The organism is Sphingomonas sp. SP4, assembly GCF_058313375.1.
Window position 1 is genome coordinate 1,430,727 of record NZ_JBZFLE010000001.1, and the last position, 12,856, is coordinate 1,443,582.

General features: G+C 58.9%; 11 protein-coding genes. 2 read left to right on the top strand and 9 right to left on the bottom strand.

The genetic code is table 11. The annotated features are described in order from the left end of the window. Position 1: 1 nt before the first annotated feature. Positions 2–1,078 carry a hypothetical protein gene (locus AC4GYV_RS07250; protein WP_491099980.1) on the bottom strand — a complete coding sequence of 359 codons (1,077 nt, stop codon included), beginning with the start codon at positions 1,076–1,078 and terminating at the stop codon, positions 2–4. 151 nt (positions 1,079–1,229) lie between these two features. Beyond that, on the bottom strand, positions 1,230–2,573 hold the full coding sequence (locus tag AC4GYV_RS07255; protein ID WP_491099981.1) for an FG-GAP repeat domain-containing protein: 1,344 nt from the start codon (positions 2,571–2,573) through the stop codon (positions 1,230–1,232). Between the two features lie 474 nt (positions 2,574–3,047). Between AC4GYV_RS07255 and AC4GYV_RS07260 the strand changes: the two genes are divergently transcribed. Next, positions 3,048–4,079 carry a polysaccharide biosynthesis/export family protein gene (locus tag AC4GYV_RS07260; protein ID WP_491099982.1) on the top strand — a complete coding sequence of 344 codons (1,032 nt, stop codon included), beginning with the start codon at positions 3,048–3,050 and terminating at the stop codon, positions 4,077–4,079. Here the strand turns inward: AC4GYV_RS07260 and AC4GYV_RS07265 are convergent, their stop codons facing one another. Next, the gene (locus AC4GYV_RS07265; RefSeq protein ID WP_491099983.1) at positions 4,080–4,232 is read right to left on the bottom strand and encodes a hypothetical protein; all 153 of its coding nucleotides are present in this window, start codon (positions 4,230–4,232) and stop codon (positions 4,080–4,082) included. Between the two features lie 102 nt (positions 4,233–4,334). Between AC4GYV_RS07265 and AC4GYV_RS07270 the strand changes: the two genes are divergently transcribed. Then, positions 4,335–5,243: a glycosyltransferase family 4 protein gene (locus AC4GYV_RS07270; RefSeq protein WP_491099984.1), complete on the top strand. Its 909-nt coding sequence runs from the start codon at positions 4,335–4,337 to the stop codon at positions 5,241–5,243. On the opposite strand, the gene AC4GYV_RS07275 is transcribed toward AC4GYV_RS07270, so the two are convergent. The 6 genes from AC4GYV_RS07275 to AC4GYV_RS07300 form a co-directional block, all read right to left on the bottom strand. Further along, positions 5,204–6,535 (bottom strand): capsule polysaccharide biogenesis protein, encoded by a 1,332-nt coding sequence (locus AC4GYV_RS07275; RefSeq protein ID WP_491099985.1) that lies wholly within the window; start codon positions 6,533–6,535, stop codon positions 5,204–5,206. The two genes, AC4GYV_RS07270 and AC4GYV_RS07275, sit on opposite strands and share 40 nt — an antisense overlap. Continuing rightward, positions 6,532–8,031, bottom strand: coding sequence for a capsular polysaccharide export protein, LipB/KpsS family (locus AC4GYV_RS07280; RefSeq protein ID WP_491099986.1), 1,500 nt, complete (start codon positions 8,029–8,031; stop codon positions 6,532–6,534). Before AC4GYV_RS07280 ends, AC4GYV_RS07275 begins: the two co-directional genes overlap by 4 nt. 319 nt (positions 8,032–8,350) lie before the next feature. Further along, complete coding sequence (locus tag AC4GYV_RS07285) at positions 8,351–9,448, bottom strand: glycosyltransferase family 4 protein (protein WP_491099987.1); 1,098 nt, start codon at positions 9,446–9,448, stop codon at positions 8,351–8,353. Further along, positions 9,449–10,345, bottom strand: coding sequence for a GDP-mannose 4,6-dehydratase (locus AC4GYV_RS07290; protein ID WP_491099988.1), 897 nt, complete (start codon positions 10,343–10,345; stop codon positions 9,449–9,451). It abuts the gene before it with no gap. A 36-nt stretch (positions 10,346–10,381) separates the two neighbouring features. Beyond that, positions 10,382–11,416 (bottom strand): GDP-mannose 4,6-dehydratase, encoded by a 1,035-nt coding sequence (gene gmd, locus AC4GYV_RS07295; RefSeq protein WP_491099989.1) that lies wholly within the window; start codon positions 11,414–11,416, stop codon positions 10,382–10,384. 125 nt (positions 11,417–11,541) lie between these two features. Beyond that, a complete protein-coding gene (locus AC4GYV_RS07300) occupies positions 11,542–12,792 on the bottom strand; it encodes a Wzt carbohydrate-binding domain-containing protein (RefSeq protein ID WP_491099990.1) in 1,251 nt (416 codons plus the stop codon). Positions 12,793–12,856 lie beyond the last annotated feature (64 nt).

Below are 12,856 nucleotides of genomic sequence, written 5' to 3' on the forward strand. Positions count from 1 at the left end.
GCTAATTCAGTCGGACCACGTCTCCAGCACCGGCGACCAGCTTGAGCAGTCGCCGGTGCAGAAATGCATGATTGGGCTCCCAGTCTTCGTAGATGAGATAGGTATCGGCTCCGTCCAGAAGCCAGCGCGCGTAGGTCAGTGCGCACGGAGTGTTCGTGTCCGGCCAGCTTCTGCTGAGCAAGGCCCTCTCGTGGAGCGGCGTCCATTGGCCGTCTCCGGAACGCGGCCACACGCCCAGAGGGGAGCGAAACAGCGCGAATACCCATTGCTGGTTGGGGACGCACATCAGGCCTCGGTCCATCATCTCGGCAATCATGTACCGGTGCGTGCCGGACGCGATCGTCGCCGCCTCCCCTACGCCGACGCATCCGGCTAGCAGCGCCCGGCAGTCATCCGGACCGAGGGTGGCATCGTCTGGCAGTCCCGCTCCGGACACGTGCCAGGTGTGGAAATCGCTGGTGCCAGCGACGCCCCTGAACCCGCGGCGGCTTTTCCGATCATAGCCGTGGAAAGTCACAATAAAGAGACCGTTCTCGATGGAGACGATGTCGGGCGTCCCCTCGTCCACCACGCTAATCGAGCAGGCCTTGCCGTCACCTGCACAGATATGTGACCATAGCTGCCCGCCGTGAACGACCGGATTTAGCGGGTCTGGTGCGAAAGGGCCGAAGGGAGAATCACCCTTTCGAGCGTAATGGCAAAGCGCCCATCCGCCGATTTCGTTGCGATCGAGACATTGCGTGAGCATGTGCCAGCTGTTGTTGCGAGCGTCGTAGAAGGCGCTTCCGTCGAGCACGGCACAGCCGTCGCCGCGACTGCTGGTGCCAGGTTCCACAGCGACCGCCGCGGAGGACCAGCTTTTGCCTTTGTCCCGGCTTTCCCGAACGACGACGCGGGTGTGATTATGTGGGCAGACAGACGAGGCGGGACCCACGGTGACCCTGTTAAACGCGTACCATACCCCGCCGCGTGCCGCGAACCAGCTGGAGGACTCGGCAGCGCCGCCGCGTCCGGAGTTGCCGAACTTAAGTTCGCCAACCTGCGCCAAATGCGCCTTGCCTGCCCACAAATCGTCCAACGAGACCTGCGCAGAAGTCGGTGACGCGAACGAGCAACCCAACAGGACGAGCCACGCGAGCAACGCGCAGGTTCGAGCAAGGCTGCTCATATCACAAAGGTCCGAGGCGGGACTTCACCCGGCAGAGAGCGCTGCCTCGGCACGACAGCGCTTAGAAGTACATATGGTCCTGAAGGTGCCAATTGGTCGGCATCGCATAGCTCGCCCAGCTATGAGAGAAGCTGCCGTCAAGTTGGCCGATCCATGCGGTCGCCGATCCAGAGTCATTGCGCCACATGATGTCGTCGCGGCCGTCCCCGTTGAAGTCGCCCACCTCAGCGACGTGCCATGTCGGATCGAGGTTGCTATTGGCCGCCGAGTTGAACGCGAAGGTGCCATTCGATTGGCCCAGCCATTCGATGGTGCTGCCCGTCGAATCGTTACGCCACAGCGCGTCCATCCGACCGTCGCCGTTGAAGTCGCCCGCTCCAACCGCATGCCACGTGGTCGGCATGGTGTAGGTGGCGGATGCAGTCGTGAACGTACCATCCGACTGGCTGAGCCAAGTCATCGTCGCGCCCGAAGTGGAATTGGTCCAGAGGATGTCGTCGTGACCGTCGCCGTTGAAGTCGCCGTTCACGGATGCCGTCCACCCCGCGGTGACCGAGCGGTTGGCCGCGGAATTGTAGGTGAAGCTGCCGTTGGCATTGCCAAGCCATTCGATAACTCCGCCGGCGTCGCTCTTCCAGATGATGTCACCGCGTCCATCGCTGTTAAAATCACCTGTGATCGCGACATGCCAGTTGGTCGCCATCTGGTAGGTTGCGGCTGACGTCACGAAAGTGCCGTTCTGCTGGCCGACCCAAGTGCTGAGCGTCCCGCTGTCGTTGCGCCACAGCACATCGGCCCGGCCGTCACCGCTGAAGTCCTGGATCGACACGACGTGCTGCGTAAGCGGCATCGATACCACGCCCATCGTCGTGTTGAACATGTAGCTGCCGTCAGGTTTGCCCAGCCATTCCTGCACGTTGCCGGCGTCACTGCGCCACAAAACGTCGCTAATTCCGTCGCCGTTGAAATCGTTATGCGCAGACTGAGCAAGACGAATGTCGAATCCGCCACCCTGCATTGCCGTCACCAACAGCCTGCCTGGGCCGAGGTTGTCGATGAAGACCTGCTGATTATTGCCGAACGTGATGGAGTTCGCCGTCACGCCGATGCTGGAGGCATTTGCAAGGTCCGTGATCTGGATGTGATCGCCGATCATGAAATCTTGAATGTGATCGCCATTCAATCCGGCCATCGTGTCGCGAAAGACATCCGTTCCGATCCCGCCGATGAGCGTGTCCAAGCCCGCTCCACCGCTAAGGAAATCGTTCCCGGCCCCGCCGTCGATCGTATCGTTGCCACTGCCACCGGTGATGGAATCGTTTCCGCCGAGCCCGAGAATGGTGTCGTCGGTCGTGTTACTGTCGATGAAAATGTCGCTGTTTTCAGTAAGCGTGATCGTCGGCATCAATTACACCCTTCCAAACAAGGCCCCGGCCTAGACTGACGTTGGCTTGCGAAAGCTCGCCCGCTGGCTGCTCCAACCGAGTCGGTCCGAAAAATATCCGCGCATTGAGTAGCAGTAAGAGAAAATTGAACGAATTGCGCTACTTATGTCACAGTCCGAGTGCGTTTCGCGTCCCGAACAGGGACAATCTGACACGAGGGCCAGTGCAGCTGCCGCGGATCATTTCAATCACTTGTTGCTCGGACATGCAAAAGCTAAGGCCACAGCATCCAATTTCGGGCGGGATTAGCTGTTTTGCTCAACATCTTAGAATGCACTGCCTTGTCACGCGAAGGCGGTCGCGAGGCTCTTGCCGGCACCCTGTTTCGCCGACTGTTCATCGCTTTGCACGTTGCGGCGCTTGCCAGCTGCACAGCCGTGGGGCCCACCACCTCACAGGTCGAGCATGCGAGTGCAAATGCAACCGCCGGCGGATTGCGCATCGTCGAGATCACTGACGATCTCGCGCAGCAGGTTAATGTAGCCGAACTTCCAGGCGATTTTGCCGGCCGCATCGGTAACGCAGTCCCTGTCGGGACGACAGTGGGGGTCGGCGACACGCTCGAGGTCACCATTTGGGAAGCCGCCCCCGCCGCACTCTTCGGCACCGCCACCATTGATACGGGAATCGGATCGAACATTGCGACCAGCAGGCCCAACACGCTTCCGGGTATTCTCGTCGGTCCGTCCGGCACAATCGAAATTCCCTTCGCGGGTCGGATCCCTGCCGCCGGTCGCACCCTCCGCGAAATCGAACAGGAGATCGTGCGACGGCTTCAGGGACGCGCCCATCTCCCTCAGGTAATGGTACGTGTCGGTCAGAATGCGACCGCCAATGTTACGGTGCTTGGGGACGTCAGGAGCCCGAAGCGTGTTCCACTCACCCCAAAGGGCGAGCGACTCCTCGATGTGATTGCTGAAGCGGGCGGCACCAGCGAACCCCTCGACCGAATGACAATCGAGGTCACTCGTGGAGGAATTGCTCAGCGCATGGCTGCGCGCGATCTGGTAGCCCAACCCGGCCAGAACGTAGTCATGAAGACTGACGACGTCGTCACGGCCCTTTACCAACCATACAGCTTCACCGCGATCGGTGCCGCGGGAAAGAACGACGAGATTCGTTTCGAAGGCGTTGGACTAACCCTCGCTCAGGCCCTTGGCCGGGTGGGTGGTCTGCAAGATATGCGAGCGGATCCCAGAGGCGTATTCCTGTTCCGGTGGGAAAACCCGGCATTGCTTGGCCCACTTGCTGAGGGATTACAGAAAAACGCCCAAGGGCGGGTGCCGGTAATTTATCAAGCGGATCTAAAGCAACCCGGGACCTATCTCGCGGTACAGCATTTTCGCATGCGCGATGGGGACGTCATGTATGTGTCAAACTCAAAAGCCTCGGAACTGCAGCGTTTTCTTGGCTTGATCAGTTCGTCGATTGTGCCTGTGGCGACCGCGCGAACCATCACGCGCTGATCAGACGTGCTGGATGGCAGTGCACCTTACCTGGTCGATGCCACGCGTCTTATTTGGCGGCGCTGGGTAGGGCGTCAGCCAACCGGCATCGACCGGGTCTGTCTCGCGTACGTCGATCATTTCGGCGCGAATGCACAGGCTGTCGTGCAGCACCGGCGGGTCCGGCGGATTTTGGATCCAGAATCATCCGTCGCCCTATTCAATTTGCTCTCGTCTTCTGAAGATGCCTTTCGTCGAAGATTTGCGGCTTTGGCGATGCGCTTTGCGCTGCGCGCAGGCGACGAAGGTCGAGGCCGCGTCTATCTGAACATCGGTCACACTGGGTTGAACGATGAGAATCTTCGCATTTGGCTCCGTCGCACGAAGGTCCGTCCTGTCTATTTCGTCCACGACCTCATTCCGATCACACATTCTCAGTTCTGCCGCCCCGGCGAGCAGGAAAAGCACCGAGATCGGATGCGGACGGTCTTGACCACGGCCTGTGGCGTCATAGCCAATAGCGAAGCGACGCTCGACGACCTTTCCGATTTCGCCCGTCAGGATGGTTATGCAGAGCCACCGACCCTCGCGGCCCAACTTGGAAGCGATGCGTTTCCGGTCACTTCGAAAATTCCGGATCTACAGCCGGCAACGTTCGTGATCCTCGGCACCATCGAAGCGCGCAAGAATCATATGATGCTTCTTCAGCTCTGGTCGAAGCTGATCGAAAGAATGGGAGCGACCGCGCCCCGACTGTTGATCATCGGGCATCGTGGGTGGGAATGCCAGGAAACCTTCGCACTGCTCGACAATAACGAAGAACTGAAAACCGCAGTGATTGAAATCAATCGCTGCGACGACACAGCCCTTGCCGAGCATCTAGCAGGCGCCCGCGCATTGCTCTTCCCCAGCTTGGTCGAAGGTTACGGCCTGCCCCTCGTCGAAGCATTAGGCGCAGGCGTGCCGGTCATCGCCAGCGACTTGCGGGTTTTTCGCGAGATCGCGGGGGACGTCCCCGATTATGTCGATCCTCTCGATGTACGAGAATGGGAACGAACTATCCTATCTTACATCGACCGGAACAGCCTCGCCCGCAAACAGCAGCTTCAGCGCCTCGCCAACTTTGGCGCGCCTACTTGGGCAGATCACTTCGCCGCGGTGGATTCTTGGATGTCGACGCTTTGAACGATGGAGGACGCGCACAACCTCTGGACCATTCCCTCAAGCAAAGTTGAGACTGCGGATTCGCTGGCAAGGCCGCCGCGAACAAGACACCGATCGACAAGGACTCGGCGAAAGTCGTGATACAATCCGGGTTCGGGCTTTGTGGGGCGACTCCAAAACGTATCGAGATGCCCCTGATGCGTCAGGCCGGGCATGTCGTAAATCGCCTCCCCAATCGCGCAAACAGGCTTATCCTTGGCAAGCGCCAGGGTCGCCGACGTGCTATTCACGCAAACCAGACCCCGTGCCCCAGAGAGCATCCCGTCGAGATCGCCTCCGTCGACACAATGCAGTCTGCCTTTGAGGCCAAGAGCGCGCGCATGTTTCGCCGCAAACCCACTCCAATCGAAGAAGCTGCAATCCAAGGGATGCACCTTGAGGAGTAGGTGCACATCAGTTGGCGCGTGAGCGGCAAAACTTTCCACGACATAGCTTGCCGCGCTTTGCATGTCCGGGAACGGAGAATGGGCGCGGATCTGAAAGTCACGGGAGAGCTGTAAGGGAAGCACGAATAATGGCTTCCCAGCAACAGACTGGAGCGTCGCTTCAGCGCGACGACGCGCGCGTTTCTCCCGGAGGAATTTCCATAACCAGCCGAAGCCCTCGAGAATAATCAAATTCCCACGATGCGACCGGTAGTGGGGAAAGCGAATTAGGCCCGTCACGACACAATGATAGTGCCAATAAGAGTCGCGAGCGCGGCGCCGGAAGCTCGACGTAACTGGCGGCAAGATAGGCTCGGAAGAAAGCCGCCGAGCCTCTTGGCGAATCCAGGTCCGGTCGCGCCTGAGACTTGATCGAGCGTTTACTCCTTCGCGCTCAAGCGTCATCCAGTGCGGGCGAAGATAGCCTTCTTCAAGAACGTGTGTTCTTACTTGCCGCATCCGCGCGACCCCATGAGCGGACACGTGATATGGGCGGCAATCTCCGAATAGGACGATGTCGGTGATCCGATGTTCGCGCAGGAACTTATCGAAGAAGACGGGCCACTCCGAAAAACGTCCGCGAAAGTTCACGGCCGCATCCGGCCAGTCACGCAAGTCGCCACCGTTCAGATTGATGCGATAAACGGCGTGGCCAAGTTTTCCGATCCGTTCGCCAAGACGCCGGAACAGTGGCCCGGGCGGACCTTGGAGAAACAAAAAAGTTCGACACTCAGGCGTCGACCCGTCGGTCGGTCTCGGCGTTGACCTGAATTCGTAAGCGTCGGCGATGCCATCCGAAGGAAGGAGGAAGTGCGCGGGTTTATTCATCGCAAGACGCCCCTTAGGGAGCGTGTTATCCGGCCTTGTAATTTACGCATCAGCACAAGGATGCCAGACCGGTTGCGAGCGCCACTTGTCAGTCGTTCAACGATTGTTTCGGCGGGGCACGGAAGGCCCGTGACGGGATCGAGATACCGCGGATAGATAAGAAGAGCCGCCGCGACGAGTTCGTCCAGCGATCGGCGCGCAGACCGGCGACTTGGCACCGGCCCGAGGTCGTCTGTGAGGCCCCAACCTGCATAGAAAGGAACGCCGTACGTCGTGACTGGTTTTTCGCGAAGCAAGGCTTCAAATCCCGCTAGCGACGTGTTGACGTGAACCTCGTCAACCATTTCGATGACGCGCGAGATACCTGCGCCTTTGACGATTTCATCGGCATGCAACAAGCAATCTGTTTCCGCGACCGCACCTCGCCGATGACCTGCAACGACGTCCGGATGCGGCTTGTAGATGATATAAGAGTCAGGTGCTCGAGCCCGCACCCTGGCCAGCAGTTCCAAGTTTGACGTCAATCCACAGCCACCGCGCGTAACTGCGCGATCATCCTCGACCTGACCCGGAACAAGAATGTGCCGCCGCCTGCCGGCAGGGCGTTTGAGAGCGTCGCCCGTCCCGCAATCATATTTGCCGAGGCCAGCCCTGACGATCAGCCGCCGCAGATGCTGCCCCCTCGCGATCAACTGATCATCGAATTCGCCCGTCTGCAAAAGGAGCTCCAGTTCGCTTGAGCGGGCCGGATCGAAATGCGCGCAGAGGCGATCTACGGTGATCGACAGCGGGGGTACGCAGTCGGCGCCGAGTCCGTGCGAACGAAGGAATCCGTCCTCCACCTCGATGATCGGGATCTGACGGTCATCGAGCCGAGAGATCTCGTCAACCGGACTCTTGGCTCGCCAAACCGCTACCGGGCTGCTGGATTTGGCATCCTGGGCCCGGCGCAGGAATGCGAAAGGACCCGCCCCGCCCCACAGGAGCGGCGCGACATGATCTCGCTTCCAGAACGCAAATCCCAACCCACCTGCAATGTCGCGGTTACTGTCGATCAAACGTCGCCAGAATGCGCAAAGCTCGATGGCTTCCTCGGCACTCATCGGCTCGCCGGTGAACGGATTGTGGAACTCTTGAGCCAGTGCATCAGCCAACATCGATTGGACGTCGGCGACGTAAGGCGTCCCCGCGCGGCTGGCGGGGCTCATCACCTCAACTGGGACTCCCATGATCGCCGCGATCAGGCACAGCTCGTCGATCTTATCCGTAACGACTACGCTCGCGCCCTTGAGCATGTGCCACGGATCACACTGACCGTTAACGCGCAGTGTCACCGCGTCCGCCAGCGGAGCGGGCACGTCTGTCCAGAGTACTGTCGGCTGGGTCAACTTCAGGGTGGTCGTCACAGACGACCGACCACGAACAAGCACGTAACGATCGGGAAGCTGGGGCTGCGCACCCCAGTAAGAGCCGCCGACCTTTAAATGCCGGATCATTGCTAGCAGCTGCGGACTAATCGGTCGTCGACCGGAGTCGTGGCTAAAGTAGTGAATCCGCGCCCCCGGAAACGGGGGAATTCTCAAGAACGGAGCATGTGCTCTTGGCGGCGCGGCACCTCCCAGAACAAGGTTGTCGGCGGGTTGCGCGCTTACACCCCCAGAGATCGATAGTCCTCCAGGATTATTCTTTTCCAACAACGCGATAGAGACGGCGCGACCGTCCACTTACACCCCCGATCGAGCCCACAGAATGTCTATCGACCATGCCTGGCCAGTCAAGGTTCATCGCTAGCTTCCGGGCAGCGGAGCCGCCGATCTAGCCCCCGAATCTTTTATAAATGGTCACTGTGTCCGCGGTGCAACGATCCCAGGTGTACAGGCTTGCGCGATTCAGGCCGCGCAGTCTGATCTCGGACCTCCATTTTTCGTCGGAAAGGCCTTCCTCGATCGCCAACGTAAACGCATCTCCGTCGGCCGGATCGATGTAACGCGCGGCGTCTCCGCACACCTCAGGTAGGCAGGAACGGTTGGCGGCAATCACTGGCGTACCACTGGCCATCGCTTCGACGGGCGGAAGACCGAACCCCTCATAGATTGACGGATAGATGAACAGCCGGGCGCCGGAGTAAAGTTCCGGCAACTGCGTCTCGTGCACGAATCCCAGATTCTTGAGCCACCCTTCCGCTTGCGCCTTGATAATTTCGTGATGCAACTGCTCATTCCGCCAGCCAGAGACTCCCGCGAGGACTAACGGATGCGCTTGCCGAAGCTTGTCCGGCAGGCGGCGCCACGCAGCTATAAGTTCCGCGATCTGCTTGCGAGGCTCAAAAGCCGCTACACTAAGGCCATAAGTACCTGGGACGAGTTCCCACTGGCGAAGGCTTGTCTCGATTTCGCTATCGTCGCGCTGACGAAAGCTCGGCCCGACGCCCAAGGGAACGGCTGAAACTCGTTCAGCAGGGACCGAAAACATTTCGATCAACTCGTCGCGAACGGTCCGGCTGTCGGTGATGATGTGAGCGGAGCGGTCAAGCGACGAGGCAAAGAGTCGCTCGAAGCTTTTCACTCGCTCGGCTGGATGGGTCTCCGGATAAAGAAGGACCGACAGATCATGGACGGTGATGATGCCCTGATCGGCCTGTGCTGGGAGGAAATAGTTCGGTCCGTGAACGACAGTCGAGCCGAGTGTCACTTTGGCTTTCCGGTTATCGATCCAGCGAAACAGGCGATGCTTGCGGCGAGGGCTCGTGTCGGAAAGTAGCGCTGACGGTTTCTCGATGAGCGATCCGCGCGAATAGAAATACAAGGATTGGATGTCGTCGCGCCTGGGCAGCCCCTTGCACAGTTCCCACGTATATCGTCCAATGCCACTCAACTGCGACTGCAGCGCATCAACGCATAAAGTTACACGCATCTAGGCGGTGAGCATCCAGAGCAACGTCTCTTCAAAGGGAACCGTCGCCAGGGGACCGATCACGCTTTGCAACTTGGCGTTCGAGCCTCGTAACACTCGCACTTCGTTCGAGCGCACGAACGCAGGATTCACTCGAACGCCCATGTGGTGTCCCGAAAGTTCCGAGACGAGATCTAGCACCTGCTGGAGAGTGACAGCCTCACCCGAGCAAACGTTGAAGGTTTCACCGATTGCGGCAGGCTCCTCGATCAATCTCCGGTAGCTGTCAGCGATCATCCGAACGTCCGAGAAGTCGCGGGCGACATCGAGATTGCCGAGTTCGATCTGCGGCGCACGCTCGCGCGCATGATCGACGATCTTCGGAATGATGAATTGGGAACTCTGGCCTCGACCGGTATAGTTAAACGGCCGAGCGATGATCAGCGGCAGGCGCGGCGTATAGAGCGACGCTACGAATTCCATGGCTACCTTGCTGGCAGCATAATCGTTCGCCGGCGCAAAGTTTGTGCTCTCGTCGAGCACGCCTCCTTGAGCATTTCCGTAGACGTTTGCACTACTCGCCAAAAGCACGGACTGAGGCGCTTTAGGTAGGCCTACGAGAGCCTCCAGCAGTTGGCGCGTTCCAATCACATTCGAACGATATATCTGTTCCGCGTTGGCGTGGCCGACGAATGCAATGCCGGCGAGATGAACGACGTGGTCGGGGTGAACCGCATTAACGACACGCTCGATGGTCGGCAGATCTACAAGATCCGCCTCATAGGTGCGCTCAACGCCAGGAATGTCTGCCTCACGTCCATGGACAATACCATGAACTTCGTGGCCACGTTCGGACAGAGCCTTAGCTACGTATCGGCCGGTGAACCCCGCAACGCCCGTGACCAGCGTCCGTTTCATCGGAGGCGCCTACTCTTCATACCGACGCCCTCCCGGTCAGAATGAAAAACCATCCTTGTTCCGGCGCAGGTCCGCCTTCACCATCATGCGGCATAGTTCTTCCAACGTCGTCGTCGGCTTCCAGCCAAGCTTCTCGCGGGCCTTGGCGGGGTCGCCGATCAAAAGATCAACTTCGGCCGGACGATAGAAGCGCTCGTCGACGCGCACCACCAAATTGCCGCTCTTCTTGCAGAGGGCAATTTCGTTGTCTTCCGTGCCTGAAAACTCAATCTCGATGCCAGCGGCTTGAAATGCCATGCTGACGAAATCGCGAACGGTTTCCGTGCGATTCGTCGCCAGTACATACGTGTCCGGCTCGTCGGCCTGCAGCATCCGCCACATGCCTTCGACATATTCCTTCGCGAAACCCCAGTCGCGCTTGGCGTCGAGATTACCAAGGGCGAGGCAGTCCAGCTTGCCAAGTTTGATCTTCGCAACGCCGTCCGTGATCTTGCGGGTTACGAACTCGCGGGCACGAAGGGGACTCTCGTGATTGAACAGGATTCCGCTGGCTCCGAATATACCATAGCTTTCACGGTAGTTGATCGTCATCCAGTGGGCATACAACTTCGCGACGCCGTACGGGCTGCGAGGGTAGAAAGGCGTCGCCTCATTCTGCGGCACCGCCTGGACCTTTCCGAACATTTCGGACGTGCTGGCCTGATAGAAGCGGATATTCGGATCGACGATGCGGATCGCTTCCAACAGATTCAGAGCGCCCACGCCTGTGATTTCGGCCGTAGTGATCGGCTGGTCGAATGACACGCCGACAAAGCTCTGCGCTGCGAGGTTGTAGACCTCGTGGGGGCGAGTCTGATGAAGCAGCCGGATGGACGACGCCAAATCGGTCAGGTCGTATTCGACCAGTTCGAGGTTCTCGTGAGACTGAATTCCCAGTTCTTCGATGCGCCAGAAATTGACCGAGCTTGAGCGTCGATAAGTTCCGTAAACCTTGTAGCCCTTCGAAAGGAGCAGTTCGGCCAGATACGCGCCATCCTGTCCGGTAATGCCAGTTACAATCGCAGTTTTCATCGTTACTCCAGGTGATGCTCTGATGAGCGGCTGGCCAGACCGTCAAACATCCAGTCGGTCCGGCTCCTTCCGAGCCGGCGACGCCGTAACCCAGACAATTAGACGAGAAAAGACCGATCGCTTGCCTAGGCGGCTACCTGCGAGACGTCGATCTTAGATTCAGGAGCGACCGCCTCATCCCGTTCTAGTGCCATCTGCGCGTAGCATTGCGAATAACCGACACCGACGGAGCCGAGCGGTGGAGAAACCTCGAACTGCAGCGTCTCGTCTTGCCAGAAGAGGTCGTGCTTATTCTGTTCGGTGACATCTGCAAACGAGAAGCCGATTGTATATTTCCCCGCGGGAAGATCCGCGGTCAGCGTCAGCCCGAGACGGTGGCGACCGGCCGAGAGGTCTTCGAACGGTTGGTTGAGGAGGAGGTTGTTCACGCCAAAGGCCCAACGCTTCTGATCGTCAAAGATGTGAAGGCCCGCCTCCAATCGGCCCACCGGTTCGTGCAACTCAAACTCGAGTTCAATCCGCATGAGTGCGCCAACCTTCACGAGTGCGCGCGTCGGCATGCGAACGCGATGCAACGTCAGGGACGAGCTTTCCTTTGCCGGCGGCTCCTTGCGAACATAATGCTTCCAACGGGACTTCTTGGGTGGTCGCGGCGGTTTCGCCGCCGATCTCTCGTCGATGAGACTGGATACTCGTCCATACAATTTGCGGTCCAGATCCGTGATCGAAAGCAGCCTTTCGCGAAATTTTTCGCTTAGCTGCGCTGCGTCGGACCGAGCATGAGTAGCATTGACTCGAGTCAGTGACGTCGGAGCGGGTATTCCGATCAGTGCGGCGAGCGAGGTAACGAACTCATTCAAGCGCTCGTAGACACCCACGCAGTCGTAGGCTTCGACGGCCTCGAACGCCCGATCGACCAATGCATCGCCAGTCAGCCCACGCTCGCCCAGGATTTGCGCAAAGTGGGTGACCATCGGATTGACGATCGATAGACCGAGTTCATGGCCGATCACTTCGCCTTCCGAAGTGATGAATGCCTCGCACTGATCATAGAGACCCGGCATGTCTTCACGCGCATGATTCTTCGTAATGAAGAAGACGGAGGAGAGTGTGCGGTCAACCGGCTCGCGAAGGATCGTCGCGTAACAGTACCGAGGATCCAAGCCCTCCCCATCGGCGAAATAGATGTGTCCTGTAAGAACCGGAAAAGTCCCGCCGCGAGAAAGTAGATCGCGGTGCGTACTGATCAGGTTCGGACTGACCGTCCCGCTACCCAGCGCGTCGGTCAGCCATTTGTTGATCGCTTGTCCGGCCGTCTTCGGAAAATGGTCGAATATCAATCGACCGTTATACGGCTCCCCCTGCTTTCTGATCACTTTCCCTTCGATTGCCTCCAAAATTTAAAACCTTCATCCGTCTTGTCCAAAGAGACAGGCCGAA

Coding starts and splice junctions, on each gene's coding strand:
- AC4GYV_RS07275 (WP_491099985.1), bottom strand. CDS start 6,535: ATGAATAAACCCGCGCACTTCCTCCTTCCTTCGGATGGCATCGCCGAC.
- AC4GYV_RS07285 (WP_491099987.1), bottom strand. CDS start 9,448: ATGCGTGTAACTTTATGCGTTGATGCGCTGCAGTCGCAGTTGAGTGGC.
- AC4GYV_RS07270 (WP_491099984.1), top strand. CDS start 4,335: ATGCGCTTTGCGCTGCGCGCAGGCGACGAAGGTCGAGGCCGCGTCTAT.
- AC4GYV_RS07255 (WP_491099981.1), bottom strand. CDS start 2,573: ATGCCGACGATCACGCTTACTGAAAACAGCGACATTTTCATCGACAGT.
- gmd (WP_491099989.1), bottom strand. CDS start 11,416: ATGAAAACTGCGATTGTAACTGGCATTACCGGACAGGATGGCGCGTAT.
- AC4GYV_RS07290 (WP_491099988.1), bottom strand. CDS start 10,345: ATGAAACGGACGCTGGTCACGGGCGTTGCGGGGTTCACCGGCCGATAC.
- AC4GYV_RS07280 (WP_491099986.1), bottom strand. CDS start 8,031: ATGATCCGGCATTTAAAGGTCGGCGGCTCTTACTGGGGTGCGCAGCCC.